Source organism: Sulfuricaulis limicola, assembly GCF_002355735.1.
Taxonomy (GTDB): Bacteria; Pseudomonadota; Gammaproteobacteria; order Acidiferrobacterales; family Sulfurifustaceae; genus Sulfuricaulis; species Sulfuricaulis limicola.
Genome location: NZ_AP014879.1, coordinates 1406064 through 1427997, shown reverse-complemented (window position 1 = coordinate 1427997; position 21934 = coordinate 1406064). Strand labels below are relative to the sequence as shown.

The 21934-nt window shown below is 63.3% G+C and carries 24 protein-coding genes; 12 read left to right on the top strand and 12 right to left on the bottom strand.

The genetic code is table 11. The features are described from left to right. Nucleotides 1-164 precede the first annotated feature (164 nt). Nucleotides 165-449: an IceA2 protein gene (locus SCL_RS07045; RefSeq protein ID WP_096360562.1), complete on the bottom strand. Its 285-nt coding sequence runs from the start codon at nt 447-449 to the stop codon at nt 165-167. Between the two features lie 514 nt (nt 450-963). Here SCL_RS07045 and SCL_RS07040 point away from each other — a divergent pair. The 3 genes from SCL_RS07040 (at nt 964) to SCL_RS07030 (ending at nt 4447) form a co-directional block, all read left to right on the top strand. After that, a complete protein-coding gene (locus tag SCL_RS07040) occupies nt 964-1305 on the top strand; it encodes a zinc ribbon domain-containing protein YjdM (protein ID WP_096360561.1) in 342 nt (113 codons plus the stop codon). Nucleotides 1306-1416: 111 nt separating this feature from the next. Continuing rightward, nucleotides 1417-1950 (top strand): flavin reductase family protein, encoded by a 534-nt coding sequence (locus tag SCL_RS07035; protein ID WP_096361888.1) that lies wholly within the window; start codon nt 1417-1419, stop codon nt 1948-1950. A gap of 214 nt (nt 1951-2164) precedes the next feature. Beyond that, a complete protein-coding gene (locus SCL_RS07030; RefSeq protein ID WP_096360560.1) occupies nt 2165-4447 on the top strand; it encodes a BACON domain-containing protein in 2283 nt (760 codons plus the stop codon). Between the two features lie 25 nt (nt 4448-4472). On the opposite strand, the gene SCL_RS07025 is transcribed toward SCL_RS07030, so the two are convergent. Next, a complete protein-coding gene (locus tag SCL_RS07025) occupies nt 4473-5108 on the bottom strand; it encodes an FHA domain-containing protein (RefSeq protein ID WP_096360559.1) in 636 nt (211 codons plus the stop codon). A gap of 77 nt (nt 5109-5185) precedes the next feature. Between SCL_RS07025 and SCL_RS07020 the strand changes: the two genes are divergently transcribed. Both SCL_RS07020 and SCL_RS07015 read left to right on the top strand, forming a co-directional pair. Then, entirely contained in the window at nt 5186-5908 is a 723-nt protein-coding gene (locus SCL_RS07020; RefSeq protein ID WP_096360558.1) for a M48 family metallopeptidase, read from the top strand. A gap of 316 nt (nt 5909-6224) precedes the next feature. After that, complete coding sequence (locus tag SCL_RS07015) at nt 6225-6923, top strand: transglycosylase SLT domain-containing protein (protein ID WP_197702741.1); 699 nt, start codon at nt 6225-6227, stop codon at nt 6921-6923. Nucleotides 6924-6995: 72 nt separating this feature from the next. On the opposite strand, the gene SCL_RS07010 is transcribed toward SCL_RS07015, so the two are convergent. The 3 genes from SCL_RS07010 to SCL_RS07000 form a co-directional block, all read right to left on the bottom strand. Continuing rightward, complete coding sequence (locus SCL_RS07010) at nt 6996-7367, bottom strand: TusE/DsrC/DsvC family sulfur relay protein (RefSeq protein ID WP_172425959.1); 372 nt, start codon at nt 7365-7367, stop codon at nt 6996-6998. Between the two features lie 196 nt (nt 7368-7563). Beyond that, nucleotides 7564-7794: a hypothetical protein gene (locus SCL_RS07005; RefSeq protein WP_096360556.1), complete on the bottom strand. Its 231-nt coding sequence runs from the start codon at nt 7792-7794 to the stop codon at nt 7564-7566. Nucleotides 7795-8008: 214 nt separating this feature from the next. After that, the gene (locus SCL_RS07000) at nt 8009-9103 is read right to left on the bottom strand and encodes a diguanylate cyclase domain-containing protein (RefSeq protein WP_172425958.1); all 1095 of its coding nucleotides are present in this window, start codon (nt 9101-9103) and stop codon (nt 8009-8011) included. 237 nt (nt 9104-9340) lie between these two features. Here SCL_RS07000 and SCL_RS06995 point away from each other — a divergent pair, with 237 nt between their 5' ends. Together SCL_RS06995 and SCL_RS06990 are read left to right on the top strand one after the other, a co-directional pair. Next, nucleotides 9341-10123 carry a class I SAM-dependent methyltransferase gene (locus SCL_RS06995; RefSeq protein WP_096360554.1) on the top strand — a complete coding sequence of 261 codons (783 nt, stop codon included), beginning with the start codon at nt 9341-9343 and terminating at the stop codon, nt 10121-10123. Nucleotides 10124-10146: 23 nt separating this feature from the next. Next, entirely contained in the window at nt 10147-10800 is a 654-nt protein-coding gene (locus tag SCL_RS06990) for a hypothetical protein (protein ID WP_096360553.1), read from the top strand. Here SCL_RS06990 and SCL_RS06985 read toward each other — a convergent pair. The 3 genes from SCL_RS06985 to SCL_RS06975 are packed head-to-tail and all read right to left on the bottom strand — an operon-like array spanning nt 10754 to nt 12427. Then, complete coding sequence (locus SCL_RS06985; protein ID WP_096360552.1) at nt 10754-11071, bottom strand: DUF504 domain-containing protein; 318 nt, start codon at nt 11069-11071, stop codon at nt 10754-10756. The two genes, SCL_RS06990 and SCL_RS06985, sit on opposite strands and share 47 nt — an antisense overlap. Before the next feature lie 23 nt (nt 11072-11094). Next, complete coding sequence (locus tag SCL_RS06980; RefSeq protein ID WP_096361886.1) at nt 11095-11337, bottom strand: hypothetical protein; 243 nt, start codon at nt 11335-11337, stop codon at nt 11095-11097. A 28-nt stretch (nt 11338-11365) separates the two neighbouring features. Continuing rightward, nucleotides 11366-12427 (bottom strand): DUF6600 domain-containing protein, encoded by a 1062-nt coding sequence (locus tag SCL_RS06975; RefSeq protein ID WP_096360551.1) that lies wholly within the window; start codon nt 12425-12427, stop codon nt 11366-11368. Nucleotides 12428-12660: 233 nt separating this feature from the next. Here SCL_RS06975 and SCL_RS06970 point away from each other — a divergent pair, with 233 nt between their 5' ends. From SCL_RS06970 to SCL_RS06960, 3 genes are all read left to right on the top strand, one after another. Continuing rightward, complete coding sequence (locus tag SCL_RS06970; RefSeq protein WP_096360550.1) at nt 12661-13134, top strand: tellurite resistance TerB family protein; 474 nt, start codon at nt 12661-12663, stop codon at nt 13132-13134. A gap of 86 nt (nt 13135-13220) precedes the next feature. Next, nucleotides 13221-13478, top strand: a complete 258-nt coding sequence (locus SCL_RS06965) for a hypothetical protein (RefSeq protein WP_096360549.1) — start codon at nt 13221-13223, stop codon at nt 13476-13478. Between the two features lie 56 nt (nt 13479-13534). Next, nucleotides 13535-15436 carry an ATP-binding cassette domain-containing protein gene (locus tag SCL_RS06960; protein WP_096360548.1) on the top strand — a complete coding sequence of 634 codons (1902 nt, stop codon included), beginning with the start codon at nt 13535-13537 and terminating at the stop codon, nt 15434-15436. Between the two features lie 132 nt (nt 15437-15568). Here the strand turns inward: SCL_RS06960 and SCL_RS06955 are convergent, their stop codons facing one another. From SCL_RS06955 to SCL_RS06940, 4 genes are read right to left on the bottom strand one after another with little or no spacing between them, the layout of a single operon-like run. Beyond that, nucleotides 15569-16156 carry a nucleotidyltransferase family protein gene (locus SCL_RS06955; RefSeq protein ID WP_096360547.1) on the bottom strand — a complete coding sequence of 196 codons (588 nt, stop codon included), beginning with the start codon at nt 16154-16156 and terminating at the stop codon, nt 15569-15571. 5 nt (nt 16157-16161) lie between these two features. After that, complete coding sequence (locus SCL_RS06950) at nt 16162-17151, bottom strand: XdhC family protein (protein WP_096360546.1); 990 nt, start codon at nt 17149-17151, stop codon at nt 16162-16164. A gap of 3 nt (nt 17152-17154) precedes the next feature. Continuing rightward, nucleotides 17155-19311 carry a xanthine dehydrogenase family protein molybdopterin-binding subunit gene (locus SCL_RS06945; protein ID WP_096360545.1) on the bottom strand — a complete coding sequence of 719 codons (2157 nt, stop codon included), beginning with the start codon at nt 19309-19311 and terminating at the stop codon, nt 17155-17157. A gap of 1 nt (nt 19312) precedes the next feature. After that, entirely contained in the window at nt 19313-19777 is a 465-nt protein-coding gene (locus SCL_RS06940; protein ID WP_096360544.1) for a (2Fe-2S)-binding protein, read from the bottom strand. A gap of 191 nt (nt 19778-19968) precedes the next feature. Between SCL_RS06940 and SCL_RS06935 the strand changes: the two genes are divergently transcribed. Further along, entirely contained in the window at nt 19969-20172 is a 204-nt protein-coding gene (locus SCL_RS06935) for a SlyX family protein (RefSeq protein ID WP_096360543.1), read from the top strand. A 175-nt stretch (nt 20173-20347) separates the two neighbouring features. Next, nucleotides 20348-21928, top strand: a complete 1581-nt coding sequence (locus SCL_RS06930; RefSeq protein WP_096360542.1) for a DEAD/DEAH box helicase — start codon at nt 20348-20350, stop codon at nt 21926-21928. Nucleotides 21929-21934: the final 6 nt, after the last annotated feature.

Genomic DNA, 21934 nt, shown 5'->3' with positions numbered 1-21934 from the left:
GGCGGGGTTGCTGTTTGAAAAGACTGGAACCGGTTTTTGGGGGAGGGGAGCTGTCCGTATAAAAAAGGGACCAGGCTCAATTTTTTCAATTCTGTGCGTCCGACGTGATGCAAACAAGATCAAAAATTGAGCCTGGCCCCTTTTTCCTAATAGGCCCCTTTTTCCTAATACATGCGCCGGCACATGCCGTTCTCGAATTCGGCGATCCGCCCGTCCCTGAGCGTTACAGCCAAGGTGTTTCCCGAAATCCGGATCTTCCTGGCGTTCGAACCGTAGGAACGCTGGCACATGCCGTCCCGGTATTCCTCGATCCGGCCATCCCGGGTGACGACGGCAACGATCTTGCCATCGGTGGCGGCATCTTCGATGTGCGATCCGTAAGAGTGGCGATGGGCGCCGTCCTCGTACACCTCGACCCGGCCGTTGACTATCTTGAGAGCGAGTTCCACGATTCCTCTCCTTTGCACTGCATTGCATTCTGCGCTCACATCCGCGGAGCCGCGAGCTGCTGAAATCCCGCATCCCCACCCCCGACTACTGCATTCGATGGCTGGCTTTGCGCGAGGATGACCGTTTCCTTCAGTTGAGCAGCAAACCCCCATCTTCCAGATTGCCTGCCTGAACCATGCGCCCGAACACCCAGGCGGTCGTTGTACCGGTAATGAACCACGCGAGTCCGTACCCGAGAAGAATCATGAACCCTCCGTTGCTCTCGATTGTGCTACATGCACCCTGCAGTCACATCCACGACGCCGAAATCAGTACAAATTGCTGTCGCGATGTGGCTGCCGTTTGAAGCATCAAACATCACCCCGGGCGTTTGCTCATTGACTCACATCAAGCCGCCAGGGCAGGGCGGCCGGCCCTTTTTTCCGCTCCACAAGCCAGGAAAGCCGGGGTGGATTACAATGGGCCGTTTGCAGCGCTCCGCATGATTCAACCAACCCAACGCAGGACAGGCCTATGAGCGATTTACCCAAATGCCCGAAGTGTGGCTCCGCCTACACCTATGAAGATCGAGGCATGTTCGTCTGCCCAGAATGCGCACACGAATGGTCGAAAGAGGGCATTGCCGAAGCCGCCGATGAGGGCCTGGTGGTCAAGGACGCCCACGGCAGCCTGCTGCAGGACGGCGACAGCGTCACCGTCATCAAGGATCTCAAGGTCAAGGGTTCCTCCTCGGTGGTCAAGGTCGGCACCAAGGTGAAAAACATCCGGCTGGTCGAAGGCGATCACAACATCGACTGCAAGATCGACGGCATCGGGCCGATGAAGCTCAAGTCGGAGTTTGTGAAGAAGGCGTAAAACGGTAATCAATGAATCCCTGCTGCGCGGGGATGATATGCAAATCCTGGACCCCGGCTTTCGCCGGGGTGACGACAATTGATCAAAGGAGGGAAAACGAAAGGCCTGACCATGAAAAAGCCCTATCCCTTGCCCAAGGTTTACGGCCTGCTCGAGCCCGGCCCGGTGGTGCTGGTGACCACGGCGCAGAAGGGCCGGGCCAACGTCATGACCCTGTCATGGCTCACCATGATGGACTTCGAGCCGCCGCTCATCGGCATGGTGCTGAGCGATCGCAATTACAGCTTTGCGGCGCTCAAGGCGACGAAACAGTGCGTCATCAACATTCCCACCGTGGAGCTGGGCAAGAAGGTCGTCGCCGTGGGCAACAGCTCCGGCCGGCGCCTCGACAAGTTCGCCGCCTTCGGCCTCACCCCGCGGCCGGCCAAGCGGGTGGCGCCGCCGCTGATCGAGGAGTGTTATGCCAGCCTCGAATGCCGCGTGACCGATGCGCACCTGGCGCGCAAGTACAATTTTTTCGTGCTCGAGGTGCTCCAGGCCTGGATCGACCCGGCGCGCAAACACCCGCGCATGCTGCACCACCTCGGCAGGGGCCGTTTCGTGGTGGACGGCCGGACCATCACGCTGCCGTCGAAGATGAAATGATGCACGGTGCGTGATACGTGCCCTGCGTCTATCGGCTATTCAGTAAATGCAGGGCGCCGAGCGACGGGCGTGACCGGGCCCGCGGTTGAACCCCGGGTCTGATGTTGTGCCGGGAGCGAAGGCCTTGTAGGATTTATCCCAGACAAGAAACCGCTTCCAAAAAAGACAGCGGTCCAGAAGAAGTATCCGGGACAGAAGGGGGGTCTACCCAATAATGCGTGCCATCATCGCGTGCCTGCGGCGTGCATTGCTGTTGCTCCCGGTTTTCGTCCTGGTCGCCTGTAGCGGCGGGGGCGGGGGTGGCGGAGGCGGCCAGGACAACACGCATTCCTTCTCGGTATCGCCCAACTCGCTCGGTTTTGCTGCCGTGGAGAATGGCGCTGCTCCCGCGCCGCAAACGGTGCAGGTTACGGTCAACGCCGGCACGCTCTATTTCGAGGTCACCGGCAGCGGCGCGACCGGCGCGCTGACCGAGACCTACAGCGGCAATACCCTGACCATCCAGGTTCAACCCGCCGCGCCCAATCTCCTGGGTGTCGGCGTGCACACCGGAACCATCACCATCACGGGATATGAAGACGCCCTGGGGAACATCCCGGTACCGGGAGGTCCGCAAACGGTCTCGGTTGCTTATACCGTTACCTCGGGCCTGACGACCTCGGTCGACAGCTTCAATTGGACGTATATCAGCGGATATCCCGTTCCACCGGACACGCCGTTCGGCATCAGCGACACACAGAATCAAAGCTATGCCTGGAACGCTGCTGTTATCTACCAATCGGGAACCGACTGGGTCCGATTGAACGGCGCCCAGCAGGTCAGTGGCCAGACGCTGCCGGAGGCCGTGGGGGTGAGTTATTCCCCTCCCGCAGGTCTGGGCACCTACAATGCCATCATCCGGGTTACCGGCAACGGCAAGACGCGCGACGTTCCCGTCACACTCACGCATCGCCTGCCGCAGATATCGGTGACGCCGTCCTATCTCACCTTTGAATCAACCGCGGGCGCGCCTTCCGCGCCGCCGGTCCAGCAAATCCAGGTCACCGGCGAAAGCCTTGCGTGGAATGTCAGCGCCAGCGAACCGTGGGTCACGCTGACGGTGGCGGGCGGGCACACCCCCGGTCCGATCGGTGTCGGCGTTAACGCGAGCGGGCTCGCGGCCGGTATTCACACGGCCACCGTGACCGTCACCGACACGGTCGGCAACGTCAACCACGATGTCGGCGTTACCCTGTACCTCGAACCGCACCGGCTGCAGGTATCGGATAACGGCGTGGCGCTCGCCGGTACCGCGACACTTTCGCGGCTCAGCCATACCGTCACCGTTTCCGAAAACGCCGGCACCGCCACCGCCTGGAGCGCGGCATCGGATCAAGCGTGGCTGAGTGTAACGCCCGGCGGAACCACCGACGGCGATCTGGTCCTGACCGCCAACCCGGCCGGCCTCGCACCCGAGCAGATTCACTACGCCACGGTCACGGTAAATTCCAATGATCCAACGATTTCCAATACGGAAACGGTGCGCGTCGGGTTGTACGTCAGCGCGGCCAGCCCGGCGAACTCGCTGTCAGTGAATACGACGGGCTTCAACGTCGTGGCGGACCCGGTGCGGCCTTATGTTTATGTCACCGGTGGCAGCGCCTGTTCCGGCTCCCCCGGCGTCAGCAGCAATCTGGAGGTTTACAACATTTATACCGGCGCGCTGGTGACGACCATCGCCGGCCCCGCCGATTCCTATCTGAGCGAAATGACCGTCAGCAGCGACGGCCAAACCCTGTACGTGCTGGATTCGAGCGATGGCAACATCATTCCGCTGGACCTGACGACGTGGCAATTCGGTTCCAAGTGGTACTTGCTGAACACCATGCGCGGCTGCGCCCACCTCGCTTACGCGCGGCCGAACGGGCGCGGCGTCATCGTTGGCGGCAACCGCCGGATTTATTCCGAAACCGGCCAACAGCTGGCGGGATTTACCGACGACGGCGTTCCAAACAGATTCAGCGAGCTGATGCTGGTCGCCGCCAGCCAGGACGGCAAGAACCTCTTCGGCATTTCAACAAGCTGGAACGGCCTGGTGCGATACGCGCTGCGCTATCCCTTCCTGCAACCCCTGAGCGCGGTGCAGACGCACAGTTTCTCCCTCGGGTCGAGCTATATCGGCCTCGACATGGCGGTGAATGCCACGGGATCGCGGGTATTCGTCAGCGCCAACCTGAACTCCGGGATCTACCACTTCGACGGCAACATGCTGTTCCTGGCGCTGTCGCCCGCGGGATTTTCAACGAACGCGGAGGTGGGGCCCACGGGCAAGCTGTATGTCGGTGGCGGATCGTTTTCGCCTTCCACGGTATATACGTACAACGACAGCGGCACCGGTCTCGGAAGCTTCAATGTTCCCTATCAGACAAGCTCGCGCCAGCTCGCGGTCTCGGGGGACGGCTTGCGCGTGGTGACCCGGAGCATCGGCAAGATCAGTTTCACCACGGTCACGCCTTGATCCGGCGCGGGAAGAGGGCGGTCGGCTAAACAAACACCTGATATTTCGTCCCGGCGACCTCGATGACGTCGCCACTCTCCAGTATCTGTCCGCCATTCGGTACCGGTTTGTTGTTAATCCGCGGCTCGCCGGGCCCGAGCTGGGCGTGCAGCACGTAACCGTCCTCGCCGCGGTAAATCCGCGCCGGGTTCTTGCCGGGATTATCAATCACGGTTTCTTGCTTCACCAGCGGCACCTGCCGGCCCTTGTCCTTGCCTTCCATGACGACGAGTTGCGCGTGCGCCCGGATGATCCGGGTCCGTTCCTGCGAGGTATTCGACGTGACGCTGGAACCGGCGGAAGGGCCGCCATAGGCCGGTGCATCCAGCACCACCACGTCGCGATAGACCAGCACGTGATCGCCGATGATGATGGACTCGCCGCTGCGCAGCTCATGCTGCTTGATGCGCTGGTTCTCGACGAACGTGCCGTTGGTGCTGTTGAGATCCTCGATCGTCGACTTGGTGCCGACGGTCTTGATCATGGCGTGCTTGCCGCTCACGCTCTTGTCGTCCTTCAGGACGATGTCGCAGGTGGTGTGGCGGCCGATGGTCATCTCGCCCAGCCTCAGGTTCACCTCGCCGGTCTGTTTTCCCGGCGTCTTGATCACCAGCTTGCCCATGCCTTGCCGATCCTTCGCGTTGTGACGGTTGGTTCGATATATTAGCAAAAACCCGTGATCTGACCCTGGTCCCCGGAATGCCGCCAAGCAAAGCCTTGTTCGAATACCGGTTGCGCGAGAGCGCGCGGGCGCGGCATGTGCGTTTGCGCGTCACGCCGCACGGCGGCCTGGAGGTGGTCGTGCCCCGGGGCTACAACCCGGCGCGCCTGCCCGGCCTGCTGGAGCGCAAGCAGTCCTGGATTCGCGCCGCCCTGGAGCGCACCGGGGCCGAACGCCTGCTGAACGGTCCCGCGCCGGCCTGGAAACTGCCGGAGGAGATCCGGCTTCCGGCGTTGGGGCGGGTGTGGCAGGTAACCGCCCGGGAAACGGGCGCGTCCCGGACGGCGGTGCGCGAAACCGGTCCGGGCCGGCTGTTGATTCACGGTCGCATCACGGATGAGCCGGCCGGCCGCGCCGCGCTGGCGCGCTGGCTCGTGCGCCAGGCCTATGCCCATCTGGCGCCGCCGCTCGAGGAATTGAGCCGGCAACTGGATCTTTCGTTCCAGCGCCTCAGCTTCAAGCGCCAACGCACCCGCTGGGGGAGTTGCTCGCACCACAAGTCGATCAGCCTCAACGCCAAACTGCTGTTTCTTGATCCCGCGCTGGTGCGCTACGTGATGGTGCATGAGCTCTGTCACCTGGCGGAAATGAATCACTCGCCGCGCTTCTGGTCGCTGGTGCGGCAACACCACGCCGATTTTCGCGCGCATGACAGGGAATTGCGGAACGGGTGGAAATACGTGCCGCGCTGGGCGGACTAATTAACAAAAGTAATAAATTGTTGTCATTCCCGCGAAGGCGGGAATCCAGAAAACCATATCTCTTCACTGATCCATTGGCCGGGTCCGTATTTCCCTCCATCCGGTCAGCGTTGCATTAATGCCGCCATGATGCTAATCGGCATACATGGCACGCGCGCGCAGAACCAGAACCGCTTCCCGGAAAGGGCGAAGAAAACCGCGGCGTCGTTTCAGTCTGGCCTTCCTGTGGCCGGGCGCCCGGCGCCGCCGGCGGTGGCGGAAGGCGCTGCTGGCCGCGCCATGGCAGGTTCAGCTATTCATTGTCGCCGCCGTCGTTGTGGCGCTCTGGTCTGCGATCAACTGGACCTATCAGGTTGCGCGCAAGCCGGCCGAGCTGTTCTTTCCCGTGAGCGACGCGCTTTTCAAGGCGCCGTCGGAAACCTGGCGCCGGTACGCGCCGATCTTCGAGGCGCATTCCACCGCCGTCATCACGCCCGAGTTTCTGGCGGCGCTGGCGCAGATCGAGGGCTCGGGCAATCCGGTGGCGCGGACTTACTGGCGCTGGCAGCTGACATGGAATCTCTTCGAGCTGTACCGGCCGGCATCGAGCGCGGTCGGCATGTACCAGATCACCGACGCGACCTTCGCCGAGGCGCGGCGCTACTGCATTCATGACCACGTCGTGGTCGAGGACGGGCCCTGGCACGCGTTGCGGTCATGCTGGTTCAACAGCCTGTACACGCGCGTCATGCCGAGTCACGCCGCCGAATTGACCTCGGCCTGGCTGGATCGCCACGTCGCGGACACGCTGGAGCGAAACCGCATCACCGGCGCCACGCTCCAGCAGAAGCAGGACCTGGCCGCCGTGATTCATTTGTGCGGCGCCGGCGCCGGCAACCTCTACGCCCGGCGTGGCCTGCGGCTGAGCGATGGCCAGCGTTGCGGCGATCACGACGTCCGCGGTTATCTCGCGCGGCTCAATGCGATGAAGCGCGTGTTCACCCGGCTGGCGGACATGGAGCAGCAGGTGGAATAGGCTGGCTAAAAAAAAGGGGGGGGAGACCCGCAACAGGCGAAAAACCGGGCCCGGCCTTAAAACCCGGCTATTTCAGTAGCTGGTGCCAAACGAAGGGTCGGTGGCGTACGCCGGGGTACGCAGATTGGCGAGCCGGCTGCCTTGCGTCACCGGGCCGCCACTGAAAAGCCGGTTCAGGTACTTGCTGCCACCCAGGCCGGAAAAGTTTTTGTTGAGCGCCCGGGCGGTTATCCGCGCCGTGATCGGCAGGCCATGGTCCAGATAAAACTTGCGCAGGAAAAGAATCACTTCCCAATGTTCGTCGTTCAAATCCACGCCTTCGCTTTTGGCCAGCGCCAGGGACTTGCTGCGACCCCAGCGCTGGTCGCCCAGCTCGACCAGACGGTCGCGCATATCTTTACCTGAATTCTCGGTTTCCTGCGGATCTGCTATGAATTGTTTCATAAAAGTTTCCTTATAAAGCTTGTGAGCGGGGGAGTAATACGTCGGAGAAGCGAAGCCTTCGACAGGCAATCGACGCCTGACGATCAGGATCGTGAAGCGCGGTTGTAACATCCCGCGCCCCGTCTTCCTGGTCAGGTTCGCCGTGCCGGCAGGGTCTGATGCCGGCTCAAATCCATTGAAACCGGAGCCTGAAATCTCAGCTGGAGTAGTTGCCCGTTGGGTTGCTCAACGTTTTGGATAAATCCTGTTCCGGGCGCTCAACAGGCATGTCGAGGTAGGTCTGGCGTGTGGCTTTGGTTTCGAAGTAAATCGTCAGGCCGGTGGCCTTGTCGCCCTCAACAACATGGGGTCGGTCTTCGAGTTTGGTGATGTTGAAACCGTTGATCGGGTCTGTCGTGCTGGTAATTGCTGGGGAATATTGCTTCATGGCTAACCCTCCGTGGGTTGTGTTCACTCTCGCCAATCCGGGGAGAGTGCGTGCTAATAACTGATTAAATCAGTCAGGTATAGCCACTATACACTCATGAGACTCAATAGCGAGGATTATCTGCCAGCGAGAAATACACACCGTACAGTGTTGGTATCGACAGCAGGAGCGGGGCGTGGCAGAACCCGGGCATGCCACTGCGGGAGAATAATACCTAGAACGCTTCGCTCAACCAGTTGCCGCCAAGCTTGATGGATTTCTGGATCAACGCCTCGGTTTTGCCCAGAAAATCCTGTTCGCCCTTGCCCCGCTCGAGTTCGGCGATGCCGAGTGAGAGCGTGACCGTAATCGGTTGCGGTGCTTTCTCCGTCGCCAGCGGGATCGGCAGGCTCTGGATCTGGGCCTTGAGGCGGCCGGCCAGACCGCGCGCGGCGTCGAGATCGCAGTCCGGCAGGAACGCGAAGATGTAACGATTCTTGCTGATGGCCAGGATGTCGGTGGGGCGCGTTTGATCCTGCATCCAGTGGCCAATGGTTTCGAGCACGCGCAGGGCCGGCCCGATGCCGTGTTGTTTCACGATCTCGTCGAGCTTGTCGACGGCAAAAGCGGCGACGGCGAGCGTTTTGTCGCCGATCCGGCAGCGGCCCAGAAGCCGCGGCAGCATTTCATCCAGCCAGCGCTGATTGCGCAGCAAGGTGAGTTCGTCGATGTATCCGTGTTGCGTGGCGGCGCCCATGCGCGTACCGACGTGCAGGCAGTCATCGCCGCGCAGGTAGCCGGCCAGCAGCGCGGCATAGTTGCGCGCGAAGGCATGGGATCGTTTGACGAGCTCGTCGACGGCCGAGATGTCCAGCACCAGGAGGCGGGAGGCTTCCGTGACGATCGCGGAATGATCCAGGGGCTGCATGGCGAGGGCCGAGCGCAGACCGGTCGAGTGGCCGACGTCGGCGACGGCCATGGGCCGTTTGTCGCCTGTCTGGGCGTAGAGCCGCACCTGGCCCTCGAGCACGAAGAATATTTTGGTATTGAGCCGCCCGGGCGAAAACAGAACATGACCGGGGACGGCGTGGAGCAACTGGCAACGTGCCGCATACGCGGCCAGGTCCTGTTCACCGACGCCCTGAAACAGTTCGAGCGCGCCCAGGTCCTGCGGATTGGCCGCGTCCGTGTGTGTCGTGGCGGAAGCCTGGGGCACCCCTTGCCGAAACGCCTCTTCGACGGCGAAATCGAGATCGACATCCGACAGTTCGACGACCTCGATCCCGTCCACGGAGACGCTTCCGCTCGGGGGAAAGGTAGATTTAGTCACGAGTTCCCCTGTGCTGTGCCCGGCCAGATACATACTAAACATAGGCGACGGCCCCGGATTCGCCAGCGCCCGGGTCCCGCACGGCCGGGTTTGCGCGCGTGCGCAAGCAGGTATAATCAAAAATCATTTATTGCCCGGACGACGGATTTTTGACTTGGCGCAAAACCGCCGCGCGGCTTTTTGGCTAAAAAGAGACCATCGGGCTGTTTCCGAAAGCAACCAACGACAGGACAATTTATGGCTAATGGCGAAGGTATTCTTCTGGGAGAAATGCACTTTGCGGACCGGGAGGACACCCGGGAAAAACTGTTAAAGCAGGTCTGGACCGAGGAACTGAACGACGTGTTCGCCGACGTAGCCGGGTATTACGACCGCGCCAATCACGTCGCCAGCCTGGGGATGTGGAACTGGTTCCGCAACAGCTTTCTCGCGACCATCGAACTGCAAAGCGGGCAGAGGGCGCTGGACGTCTGCGCCGGCACCAATGCCGTCGGGCTGGCCATGCTGCGCAAGCAACCCGACCTCCAGGTGTACGCCATGGATCGCAGCACGGCGATGCAGGAAGTCGGCCGCCAGCGCGCCGCGCGGGAGGGGTTTCACATTGAAAGCGTCATCGGCGACGTGCACAAGCTGCCGTTTCCCGACAATCATTTCGACGTGGTGACGCTGCAATGGGCGTCGCGCCATTTGCGCATCATGGACGTCGCCCGGGAGGTTCACCGCGTGCTGAAGCCCGGCGGGCATTTTTATCATTGCGACATGCTGCGCCCCGGCAACCGCACGATCGAGCGCCTGTATTATGCCTACCTGCGCGTGAGCCTGTCGGTGACGGCGGTGCTGTTCCGCAGCGGCATGGCGGCGCGCAACTGCAAGAAATATTTCATCGACACCCTGAGCCTGTTCTACTCGGTCGAGGAGTTTTCGCAGTTGTTGAAACACACCGGCTTCGATAACGTGCAGGCCAGAAGCCTGCTGCTCGGCATGATCGGCTTTCACCGGGCCCGCAAACCCGGACCCTGACCGGCAGGCCCGCGTCAGGCGCCGTGGACAAGGCCCGGGCCCTGTGCGCCATGGACGCCGCGATGATGCGGGAGTTCAGCGCGCGCACCATCCGGCAACTGGAGTCGCACGCGCTGTTCCGGCTGCTGTTGCCGGTGTTCCGTTCGTTTCTCGAGATCAACCTGCGCAAGGAAATCGAGAAGGACCGTGCGGCGATCCTGCGCGCGGCCGCGACGCGGCAGGCGGGCGGCGCGCCCGGACCGGCCGACGTGGAAGCATTGTTGCAGCAGGCGCGCGAGGTGGATCAGCGCTTTCTGCGCGAGGCCGCCGTGTTTCCCGTCAACATCCGCATCGAATATCACGAGCTCGAACCGTTCCGCCGGCGTCGCGCCGAAATGCTGCTCGCGGCGGCGCATGCCTTGTTCACCCGCTGGGAAACCGTGCCGCGGTTCCGCGCGGCGGTGGCCGCGCAGTACCCGCGCGCGGAGTTCGAAAAGCTGTTGCACGAGATCATGCGGCTGTACGCCGCCGAGACCCGGGCACTGAGCCGTTCGGTGCGCATTCCGTCGCTGTTCAGCATCGCCCGCGATTCGGTGTCTGACACGGTTTATTCCGTGATGACCGGCGTGGCCGGCGAGCTGGCCGTTGAACTCACGCGCCGGGTTTACCGGCACGTCGCCGAACCGCGGCCGGGTTGACGCCGGGAGCATCGCCCGGCGGGTGGCGTTCCCAGATGCAACGCCCGTCGCGGTACACGCGCCGCACGCGGTGGAACGGGATGCGGTGCACGATGGCTTCCTCGTCCTGGATTTCAAATGTCCCCGGCGCCCCGGTCGGGAAATAAATGATATCGAAGGGCACGATCACGATGCCGCGCTTGATGCGGTCGTAATAGCCGAGCTCGAATCGTCCGCGGCGGTAGCGCGGGTCCCAGCGGAGGCGGCTCAGCAGTTTCTGGATTGGCAGCATGTCAATGCGGAATGGCCGGCGGTTCAGCCCGGACGGCCTTCGAACAAGGCGAGCTCCCAGAGGTCAGCTTGCGTGTCGTGCCGCAGAATGCAGATGGCGGCATCGTTACCACGGATCTTGAAATAACGGTGCTCGGGCGCAAGCCAGCGGTCGAGAATCTCCGCGACTTCGACCGGACGCTCGCCCAGCCAGAAGCGCTGCGGTTCCTGCTCGCCGCGGTACCCGGCATAACACTCCACGCGGATAACGAAATGAGGGGCGGTCATGGGATGAATCATCCGCTCCTGTCAGCCGCTATCTGGTGTCCCGGCGGCGCTCGCCGGATTTCTCGTCCTTGCGTGATTGTGGCGCCATCCGGTATTCCCTTTGTTGCCGTCGTTCCAGCAACTTCTGCTCGCGGCCATGCTGCTCGTCGAGAACCCTGATCTCCGATTGCTGTTGCCGGCGGTAATGCTCCTGCAGCTGCTGGCGTTCCGTTTGCTGCTGCCTGAGCAATTGTTGACGCTGGGTTTCCTGTTGTTGGCGGATGCGTTCAGGCGGTTCGGCCGCGCGCGGCGGAGGGGACGACGGCGGACGGGCGCCGGGCAGCGCCGGGCTCACTTTCGGCCGGTAGACCGAAAATTCGTTGCCGCGCGGCGTCGAACGCTGTTCGGCTGCCGAGGCCACCTCGCGCACGCGATAACGCGTGAAGCGTTGCCCCGTGTCCTTTTCCAGCCGGTCGACGTCATGGCCGCGATTGACGATGCGGTCCTGCTCGACGACGTAGCGGGTAATGTTGCTGGTGCGCTGGATGATGGTCACGTTGCGCGCCGCCAGTTCGATGTGGCGATACACATGTTCGCGCCGGAAGTTGCGTTCGTGACAAAACACCCAGCTGGTCGGATGAACATAACGCTCGATCTCGACGATCCGGACACTGAAGCCGACCCCCGGCCGCCACACGGCCATGGGCGGCAGCGGTGCCCAGCCGATCCAGCCGTCGCCGTAGCGCCAGTCCACCCACGCCGGCCCCCACACCGTGTCGGGCACCCACACCCAGCCGTAATCGTCATCGTAAGCCCAGCGGCCGTAATGAAACGGCGCCCAGCCCCACGGCCAGTACGACACCCAGTACCAGCCGTAATCGTCGGTGTAGACCCAGTGTCCGTGCGTGTACGGGCGCCAGGACACCGGCACGTCATGCGGCACCCACACCCAGCCGAAGGAAAGGCGGTTCACCCATTGGCCATAGGGGGCGAGCGCGTTGTAGAACACGCTGATGTCCACGCTCACGTCAGCCGCCACGGTTGGCGCGGCGCCGGCGAAACCGCCGGAAACGAGAACAGCCAGCAGGAACGCCAGGACTGGTTTGCGCATGACGGCACCTCCACGGGTCATTCGGCATGATCCGGGCGACGCTCGCCCGGAACTGACAGGGGAATGACGCCTCAAAGGGGTACGATGTTTAACGTGTTCGAAACCCTCCGCGTTGACAACCCTCCGCGGCGGATGTTCTTCCAACCTCACACGGATCGTCGCCTGACTATACACATCGGCGCTGCTCCTGCCTTGAGTTGGATCAAAACTGCAATACGGTAAAATCCCAAATCATGCTGCAAACCATTAAACATTTTTTTGACCGGCACCTCATTCCGGGCGCACTGGAAGAGGGCCGGAGCGACGGTCATGCCGTGCAGGTGGCCACGGCGGCGTTGCTGTTCGAGGTCATGCGCACGGATCGCGAGATCAAGGACGTCGAGCGCCATGCGATGACGGCTGCCATTCGGAAGAATTTCAGGCTGACGGCCGAGGAGACCGCAACACTCACGCGCCTGGCGGAGGAACAGGCGGAACAGGCCACCGATTACTACCAGTTCACCGCGCTCATCAACAAGCACTACACCGCGGCGCAGAAGGAGCAAATCATCGAGCACATGTGGCAGGTGGCCTCCGCCGACCACGAGATCGACCGCTTCGAGCGCACCCTGGTGCACAAGATTGCCGACCTGCTGCATGTCCCGCGCCCGGCGCAGATCGCCGCGCGCGAGCGCGCCCGGCATTCCGCCCGCGAACAGACAAATTAGGCCGCGGACGGCGCCGGTTGCCCGCGGGTGTCGGCGTGCCTGCCGACTGGATAACCTCGGGCTGATCGCGATACTATGCGGCCATCATGGAATTTGAGGCTTTGGTGCAGGGCGGTCTCGATTTAATCTCCAGTCACGCCTATATTGCCGCCCCCATTCTCGCCGTCGTGGCGGTGTTCGCCTATTTCAAATTCAAGCTTTTCCTGAAGATGATATTCGCCTGCCTGGTTCTTGGAACGATCGTGTACATCGTCCTGTTCATAGTCGATCTCACCTCGACGGGCATAAAGAGCACCGAGAAGTTGCTCGACCAGCCGAATCAGGCGATCTACAAATTGAATTGACCCGGGGCCGCGCCGGAAATTCCACGAACCCGTCCGTGTTGATCTGAAAAAGCACCATGCCTTTGCTGCGTCTCGACAAGGTTTCCCTTGCCTACGGCCATCGTCCGTTGCTGGAGCGCGCCCAGCTCGAAATCCGGCGTGGCGAGCGGGTGTGTCTGGTCGGACGCAACGGCGAGGGCAAGTCGTCGCTGATCCGGCTGTTGAGCGGCGTGGCCACGCCCGACGACGGCAGTCTCTGGATCCGCCCCGGCACGCGCATCGCCCACCTGGCGCAGGAAGTCAGCCCTGACAGCGACGAATCCGTGTTCGATATCGTCGCCGGCGGGCTGGCCGGGCTGGGCAAGGTGATAGCGCAATACCACCACACCGTTACTGAACTGGCGCACGCGCCCACGCCGGCCCTGACGCAACGCCTGGCACAATTGCAGCACGAACTCGAGGCCGGTGACGGCTGGCGGCTGGAGCAACGGGTGGAAATGGTCCTGTCACGCCTGAATCTCAATGGCGATATCAGCATGCACGCACTCTCCGGCGGCTGGCGCCGGCGCGTGATGCTGGCGCGCGCCCTGGTGTGCGAACCGGACCTGCTGCTGCTCGACGAACCGACCAACCACCTGGACATCGAGGCCATCACCTGGCTGGAGGAATTCCTGGTCGACTTTACCGGCGCGCTGCTGTTCGTCAGCCACGATCGTGCATTCCTGAAACGCCTGGCCACGCGTATCGTCGAGCTCGACCGCGGCGCGCTCACTTCCTGGCCCGGGAGTTACGACGATTACGTGCGTCGCAAGGAAGCACAGCTCGCGACGGAAGCGCAGCACAACGCGCTGTTCGACAAGAAACTCTCGCAGGAAGAAGCATGGATCCGCCAGGGCGTGAAGGCGCGCCGCACGCGCAACGAAGGCCGGGTGCGCGCGCTCGAAGCCCTGCGCGAGCAGCGCCGCCAGCGCCGCGACCGCGTGGGCAAGGTGGATCTGAGAATGCAGGAGGGCGAGGCCTCCGGCCAGCTGGTGTTCGAGGCCGAGCATGTCGATTTCAATTACGGCGACACCGCCGTGATCAGGGATTTTTCGGTGCGCGTCATGCGCGGTGATCGCATCGGCATCGTCGGCCCCAACGGCGCCGGCAAATCCACGCTGATCAAGCTGCTGCTGGGTGAATTGTCGCCGACGCGGGGGCACTTGCGACGTGGCACGCGACTGCAAGTCGCGTATTTCGATCAGCAGCGCGCCGATCTGGACCCCGACGCCATGGTGATGGACAGCGTCGGCGAAGGCAGCCAGACCGTGACCATCAACGGCCGCAGCCAGCATGTCGTTGGCTATTTGCAGAGTTTTCTGTTCCCTCCGGAGCGCTTGCGTTCCCCGGTGAGCACCCTATCCGGCGGCGAGCGCAATCGCCTGCTGCTGGCGCGCCTGTTCGCCCGGCCGGCGAATCTGCTGGTGATGGACGAGCCCACCAACGACCTGGACGTGGAAACTCTCGAACTGCTGGAAGAGCTGCTGCTCGAATATCAGGGCACCTTGCTGCTGGTGAGCCACGACCGCGCGTTTCTGGATAATGCCGTCACCAGCACGCTGGTGTTCGAAGGCGGCGGACGCATCGGAGAATATGTCGGCGGCTATACCGACTGGCTGCGGCAAAAAAAGTCCGCGCCCAAATCCGTTGCATCCGCCAAGGCCGGCAAACCCGCGATTTCTGCCGAGACCCCACGCGCCAAGTCCCGCAAGCTGTCTTATAAGGAGCAACGCGAGCTTGAGGCATTGCCGGGAAAGATCGAGGCGCTGGAAGCGGAACAGACACGTTTGCAGGCTTCCGTCAGCCACGCCGGTTTCTATCAACAGCCGGGCGAGACCATCGCCGCCACGCTGGCGCGACTGCAGGCCGTGAGCGCCGAGCTCGAAACATGTTTTTCCCGGTGGGAGGCATTAGAGTCGCAAGTGGCGGAGAATGAATAGCGCGCAGGGCGCAATAGCGCAGCATATTGCGCCGGATGCGAACCGCGAGCTGACGCCGCATCCGGCGGGTCACGTCGCTGCGCGACTAACCCGCCCTGCGAGATATCAGTCTGTTTACCTTGGAGCAAAGCGTTAGCGCTCCCCGGCGACGATATCGGCGGCGTGATCAATATCCACCAGCACGCCCGGATCGTCTGTCTCGATCAGGCGTACTTCGTCAGAGTGTTGCGCAAGGATATCGCGTCCACCCCTGTCACCGGTGAGCGCGGTCAGCGCCGCACGAAAGCCACGTGCGAAACCGATGGGATGGCCGCGTTGTCCGTGATAAACGGGTGCGGCAAGTGATGCGCCGGTGGCAAGTGCCTCGGCCACGGCCTGGATGGTCGCGAGCCGGATCGCGGGCATGTCGGCCAGTGCGATGACCCAGCCGTCCGCCTCCACGGCAGAGACGCCGCAGGCAAGGCTCGCGCCCATCCCGGCGTCGGCATTCGGGTTGACGACGATACGCAGACCTTCGGCCGCGAGCAGTGCCGCGAGAGTTTCATCGCCGGGACGCAGCACGGCCACGGAATCGGGCAGGGCGTCGATGAGGTGCCGCGCCGCGGCGACCGCGACGGTGGTGCCGTCCGGCAGGGGCGCGAGCAGTTTATGCCCGCCGAAACGTGTCCCGCTGCCCGCGGCGAGCAGCACGCCGACGATACGCGGGCCGGGTCCGGGCATGGGCGCTAGCCGTCGGCCGTCAGCCGGACAGGCGCATCCGGCACCTCGGCCGCAAGCACGATCCCGTGACGCGCGGCGGTGACACCGGCGAGCACCGCGACCGCGATTTCCGCCGGGGTCCTGCTGCCGATCGGCAGGCCGACCGGTCCGTGCAGGCGCGCCAGATGTTCGCACGAGACGCCGAGCGAGGCGAGGCGCGCGCGGCGTTTGTCGTTGTTGGCATGCGAGCCCAGCGCCCCGACATAAAACGCCGGACTGGCGAGCGCCTCCAGCAAGGCCATGTCATCGAGCCTGGGATCGTGCGTCAGCGCCAGCACCGCGCAACGCGCATCGGCGAGAACGCGCACCGTATCATCCGGCATGCCCGCATCGAGAATGGTGCCGTCCACCTGCCACAGGCTCGCCAGTTCCTCGCGCGGTTCGCAGACGATCACTTCGTAATCGAGCGCCTGACCCATCTGTGCCACGAAGCGCGACAACTGCCCGGCGCCGATCAGCAGCAGCCGCCAGCCCGGACCAAACAGTTTGTGCAGATGACGCCCATCGTAAAAGAATTCCCCGCGCGCCGAGGCCGGATGCAGGCTGGCTTCGCCGGTGTCGAGACATACGTGCCGCACCACCTGCTGACGCGCGTCGATTCTTTCCAGAATATTTTGCAGTGCGGCCGCGCTTTCCAGCCGTTCCAGCACCAGTTCCAGCTTGCCGCCACAGGGCAGGCCGAAACGCCGTGCCTCCTCGCCGGTGACGCCGTAGGCAACGACCGCGGGAAATTTCTCCGGCAGCCGGCCGGCGCGCAGGCGCGCGACCAGGTCTTCTTCCATGCAGCCACCCGACACCGAACCGGCGAAGCGGCCATCGGCCCGCAGCACTGCGAGCGAGCCCGGCGGGCGCGGCGAGGAGCCGAAGGTTTTGGCGACGGTGGCAAGATAAACCGGTTCGCCCGCCGTCAGCCAGTCGACGGCGGTGCGCAGGACTTCGTGGTCGGCGGTTTCCATCGGTCAGATCCGGATCGGCAGACGCCGCACCGGCTTGCCGGTGGCGGCAAACACGGCGTTGGCCACGGCCGGGGCGATCGGCGGCACACCCGGCTCGCCGACGCCGGTCGGCGTGGCCTTGCTCGGGACGATGTGCACCTCGATGTCCGGCGTCTCGTTGATGCGCAAGATCGGATAGTCGTGATAGTTCGATTGCACCACCTGGCCATCCTTGATCGTGATCTCGCCGTACAGCGCCGCGGACAGCCCGAAGATGATGCCGGACTCCATTTGCGCGCGCACCATGTCCGGGTTGACGGCCACGCCGCAGTCCACGGCACACACCACGCGTTCGACCTTCGGTTTGCCGTCGGCGATGCTGATTTCCGCCACTTCGGCGACATACGAATTGAACGATTCGTGCACCGCCACGCCGCGCCAGCGTCCTTTCGGCAGTGGCTTGTCCCAGCCGGACTTCCGGGCCGCAAGGTCGAGGACAGCACGATGACGCGGATGGTCCTTGAGCAGCGCGCGGCGGAAAGCTACCGGGTCCTGCCTGGCGGCGACGGCGAGTTCATTGATCATGACTTCGGTCGAGAACGCGGTGTGCGTGCTGCCCACGCTGCGCCACCACAGCACCGGCACGCCGGCCTGCGTGGTATGCAAATCCACCAGCATGTTGGGTATCGTGTAGGGGAGATTGGCCGCGCCTTCGACCGAGGTGAAGTCGATGCCGTCCTTTATCCCGGATCCGAACATGGTGCCGGCGAGAATCGATTGCCCGACGATGCGGTGCTGCCACGCCAGCGGCCGGCCGCGCTTGTCGAGGCCGGCGCTGATCGTGTGCACGTACAGGGGACGATAGTAGCCGCCACGCATGTCGTCCTCGCGCGTCCACAGCAGCCGGATCGGCGCGTTCAGGGCGCGCGTGGCCTTGGCCACTTCCACGCCTTCGCTGACGTAATCCGCGGTCGGGTTCGCGTGCCGGCCGAAGCTGCCGCCGGCGAGCAGCGTATGGATCGTGACCTGCTCGGGTTTGAGTCCGGCGATGCGCGCGGCGGTGGCCTGATCGAGTGTCTGCTGTTGCGAACCGGCCCACACCTCGCAGGCGTTGTCTCCCAGGCGCACCACGCAGGACAGCGGTTCCATGGCCGCGTGCGCCAGGTACGGGAACTCGAAGGTGGCCTCGATTTTTTTCGCGGCGTCTTTGAGGCCGTAGGCGACATCGCCCGCGCGATGCGCCACGGCACCGGGTTTGCGCGCCAGTTCCCGATACTGCGCCAGCAACTCGTCACTCGAACGCTTCTCGGCGGCGCTGTCGTCCCACTCCACTTGCAGTGCGTCGCGTGCCTGCTTCGCCGACCAGAAATCGGTGGCGACTACCGCCACGCCCTGCGGGATCGCGATCACGGCCTTCACGCCGGGCATCATCTTCACCGCCGTGGCATTGAAGCTCCGGGCCCTGGCGCCAAACAGGGGAGGGCGCGCCACCAGCGCGGTGAGCATGCCGGGCAGGCGGACATCGCTGGCATAGACCGCCTTGCCGCTGGACTTGTCGGCACTGTCGGTGCGCGGCACGTGCTTGCCGATGTATTTCCATTGTTTCGGTGATTTGAGCGGCACGTCCGCGGGCGGCGGCAGGGTCGCGGCCAGCGAAGCGAGCTCGCCGTAGCTCGTGCGGCGATTGTTTTTGGCGTCGATAACGAATCCGTTCTCGGCGCGCAAAGTGCTTGCATTCACTTTCCAGTTCTGCGCCGCGGCATTGATCAGCATGGCGCGCGCGGTGGCGCCGGCGCGGCGCAGCTGTTCCCAGGAATTGTTGACGCTGGTGCTGCCGCCGGTGCCCTGCGAGGTTCCGCCCCAGGCGAGGTTGCCGTAACGTGCAGCATCGGCCGGCGCGGATTCCACGCGGATCTGGCTCCAGTCCGCGTCCAGTTCGTCCGCCACGATGGTCGGCAAGCCGGTATAAACGCCTTGTCCCATTTCCAGATGCTTGACGATCACCGTCACGGTATTGTCCGGCGCGACGCGCAGGAAGGCATTCGGTGTGAATTCCGCGGTGGCGGGATTGGCGGCGGCCTCGAGCCGACCTGGCAGATACAAACCGATCAGCAGCCCGCCGCCGGCGAGAGCCGACACCTTGAGAAATTCACGACGATTGAGATTCAGGGATGTATTCAAGTCACACCTCCTTGGCCATCAGCGCCGCGGCCTTCTTGATGGCGCGGCGGATGCGCACGTAGGTGCCGCAGCGGCACAGCACGCCGCTCATGGCATTGTCGATGTCCTGATCGGAGGGTTTGGGTTTGGCGCTGAGCAGTGCCACGGCGGAGAGAATCTGGCCCGACTGGCAATAGCCACACTGCGGGACATCCTCGGCGATCCAGGCCTGCTGCACCGGATGCTTGTGTTCCGGTGACAGGCCTTCGATGGTGGTAATTTTTTTGCCACTTACAGACGAGGCAGGGGTGATGCAGCTGCGCACCGGCTGTCCGTCGACGAGTACGGTGCAGGCACCGCAGGCGGCGATGCCGCAGCCGTATTTCGTGCCCGTGAGGCCGACGTGATCGCGCAACACCCACAGCAACGGCGTGTCGGCGGCGATGTCCACCTCCTGCTGTTTCCCGTTGATGAGCAGGCTGACCATGGCATGCCTCCTTTCCCTGGCGGGTATCCGAGCCGGACGTTCATGGTAGAACGACCGCGCGGCACGGACAACGGGGTGGCCATAAACCAAGCGTCCGTGCAGGTTCAGGGAGCCGGGCGGATGCCGGCGGTTACAGCAAACGGATAATATGGCGATAATTGCCACACATCGGAGCGACGAAGGATCTGGGCATGAACGAACGACTGACCGAACTGGAAGTGCGCGTGGCGTTTCAGGAAAAGACCATCCAGGACCTGAACGAGGTGGTGACGGACCAGCAGCGCCAGATTGACCGGCTGACGCAGGAGCTGGAGGCCGTGAAGTCGCGGCTGGCGGCGCTCGCGCCCTCCATGGTCATCCCGCAGGAGGACGAGAAACCACCACCGCATTACTGAAGATTTGCCCGTTTCCCCGCAGTTTCTGTTACAATGCGGCCATCGGCGCACACCGGTCTGCCCCGATCCCTTCGCGGTTTTCCATCTCGGTTCACCTCGAACAACTTCAACATATATAGGTAGCGCCTAGACCGGCCCAGTTTTCGGGTAGGCCATCCAGGAGCAATCATTCTTTATGTCATTTTCATCCCTCGGCCTGTCGGCCGAATTAGTCCGTGCTGTGTCCGAAAAAGGCTATACCCAGGCCACCCCGATTCAAATACAGGCCATCCCCGTCATCCTCGAGGGGCGCGACATCCTCGCCGGCGCGCAGACCGGCACCGGCAAAACCGCCGGTTTCACGCTGCCGCTGTTGCAACGCCTCAACGCCACGCCGCAAGGCGCGCGCCGCGCGGTCCGCGCCCTGATCCTGACGCCGACGCGTGAACTCGCCGCACAGGTGGAGGAGAGCGTGCGCACCTACGGCAAACATGTGTCGCTGAAGTCCACCGTGATTTTCGGCGGCGTCGGCATCCATCCCCAGATCGACACCCTGCGCCGCGGCGTGGACATCCTGGTGGCGACGCCGGGGCGCCTGCTCGACCACGTCAGCCAGCGAACCGTGGACCTGTCGCACGTCGAAATCCTGGTGCTGGACGAGGCCGATCGCATGCTCGACATGGGCTTCATCCGCGACATCCGCAAGATCCTCGCGCTGCTGCCAAAGAAACGCCAGAACCTGCTGTTCTCCGCGACCTTCTCCGACGAGATCAAGCAGCTCGCGGATGGATTGTTAAATTCTCCCGCGCTGATCGAAGTGGCGCGTCAGAGCGTCGCTGCCGAGCTGGTGTCGCAGGTATACCATCCGGTGGATCGCGTGCGTAAACGCGAACTGCTGGCACACCTCATTCATTCGCAGGGCTGGAAGCAGGTGCTGGTGTTTACCCGCACCAAGCACGGCGCCAATCGTCTGGCCGATCAGCTGGACGATGACGGCATCAGCACTTCCGCCATCCACGGCAACAAGAGCCAGAGCGCGCGCACCAAGGCGCTGGCGGATTTCAAAAAGGGCGAGGTGCGGGTGCTGGTGGCGACCGACATCGCCGCGCGCGGTCTGGACATCGACCAGTTGCCGCACGTCGTGAATTACGAACTGCCGAACGTGCCGGAGGATTACGTGCATCGCATCGGCCGCACCGGCCGTGCCGGCAAGGAAGGGCAGGCGGTCTCGCTGGTGTGCGTGGACGAACACGAATACCTGCGCGACATCCAGCGTCTGCTCAAGCGCGAGATCCCGAAGGCCGTCGTTGAAGGTTTCGAGCCGAATCCGTCAATCAGGGCCGAACCGATCAGTCATGGACGCGGCCAGCGCGGCGGTGGCAGGCCGCAGGGCCAGCGCCAGGACGGTGAACATCGCCGCCACCAACAACCGCAACGCCATACGCAAGGTCGCGGCGACGATCAGCGTGCACGTCCGCATGCCCGTGGCGAGCGCACCCATTCGGATGCGCAGCCGCGTTCCGCTGGACAGCGTTCGCATTCGAATCCGCATGCCCGTTCCGCCGAACAGCGCCAGCACGCACCGCATCACGCCCGGCACACGTCCGAAGCGCATGGCAACAGCCATGCGCCACGCGGAGAAGTGGACGGCAACCGCCGCACGCCGGAAGGCATCAGCAGCCACACCCAGGTGCGCAGTTCGTTCGACAAGTCCGACAAGCCGGCACGACGCACACGCACATCGGCAGGCAAGGGCACCGTGCGCCGCTCCTGGTGATTTCCA

What these genes read in the sequence shown, in the direction of transcription:
- SCL_RS07035 (WP_096361888.1), top strand. Translation starts at nt 1,417, where the DNA reads ATGAAAAAGCCCTATCCCTTGCCCAAGGTTTACGGCCTGCTCGAGCCC.
- SCL_RS06930 (WP_096360542.1), top strand. Translation starts at nt 20,348, where the DNA reads ATGTCATTTTCATCCCTCGGCCTGTCGGCCGAATTAGTCCGTGCTGTG.
- SCL_RS06970 (WP_096360550.1), top strand. Translation starts at nt 12,661, where the DNA reads ATGCTGCAAACCATTAAACATTTTTTTGACCGGCACCTCATTCCGGGC.
- SCL_RS06960 (WP_096360548.1), top strand. Translation starts at nt 13,535, where the DNA reads ATGCCTTTGCTGCGTCTCGACAAGGTTTCCCTTGCCTACGGCCATCGT.
- SCL_RS07010 (WP_172425959.1), bottom strand. Translation starts at nt 7,367, where the DNA reads ATGAAACAATTCATAGCAGATCCGCAGGAAACCGAGAATTCAGGTAAA.
- SCL_RS06955 (WP_096360547.1), bottom strand. Translation starts at nt 16,156, where the DNA reads ATGCCCGGACCCGGCCCGCGTATCGTCGGCGTGCTGCTCGCCGCGGGC.
- SCL_RS06935 (WP_096360543.1), top strand. Translation starts at nt 19,969, where the DNA reads ATGAACGAACGACTGACCGAACTGGAAGTGCGCGTGGCGTTTCAGGAA.
- SCL_RS06975 (WP_096360551.1), bottom strand. Translation starts at nt 12,427, where the DNA reads ATGCGCAAACCAGTCCTGGCGTTCCTGCTGGCTGTTCTCGTTTCCGGC.
- SCL_RS07020 (WP_096360558.1), top strand. Translation starts at nt 5,186, where the DNA reads ATGCCGCCAAGCAAAGCCTTGTTCGAATACCGGTTGCGCGAGAGCGCG.
- SCL_RS07040 (WP_096360561.1), top strand. Translation starts at nt 964, where the DNA reads ATGAGCGATTTACCCAAATGCCCGAAGTGTGGCTCCGCCTACACCTAT.
- SCL_RS07025 (WP_096360559.1), bottom strand. Translation starts at nt 5,108, where the DNA reads ATGGGCAAGCTGGTGATCAAGACGCCGGGAAAACAGACCGGCGAGGTG.
- SCL_RS06940 (WP_096360544.1), bottom strand. Translation starts at nt 19,777, where the DNA reads ATGGTCAGCCTGCTCATCAACGGGAAACAGCAGGAGGTGGACATCGCC.
- SCL_RS06950 (WP_096360546.1), bottom strand. Translation starts at nt 17,151, where the DNA reads ATGGAAACCGCCGACCACGAAGTCCTGCGCACCGCCGTCGACTGGCTG.
- SCL_RS07030 (WP_096360560.1), top strand. Translation starts at nt 2,165, where the DNA reads ATGCGTGCCATCATCGCGTGCCTGCGGCGTGCATTGCTGTTGCTCCCG.
- SCL_RS07005 (WP_096360556.1), bottom strand. Translation starts at nt 7,794, where the DNA reads ATGAAGCAATATTCCCCAGCAATTACCAGCACGACAGACCCGATCAAC.
- SCL_RS06995 (WP_096360554.1), top strand. Translation starts at nt 9,341, where the DNA reads ATGGCTAATGGCGAAGGTATTCTTCTGGGAGAAATGCACTTTGCGGAC.
- SCL_RS06985 (WP_096360552.1), bottom strand. Translation starts at nt 11,071, where the DNA reads ATGCTGCCAATCCAGAAACTGCTGAGCCGCCTCCGCTGGGACCCGCGC.
- SCL_RS06980 (WP_096361886.1), bottom strand. Translation starts at nt 11,337, where the DNA reads ATGACCGCCCCTCATTTCGTTATCCGCGTGGAGTGTTATGCCGGGTAC.
- SCL_RS06965 (WP_096360549.1), top strand. Translation starts at nt 13,221, where the DNA reads ATGGAATTTGAGGCTTTGGTGCAGGGCGGTCTCGATTTAATCTCCAGT.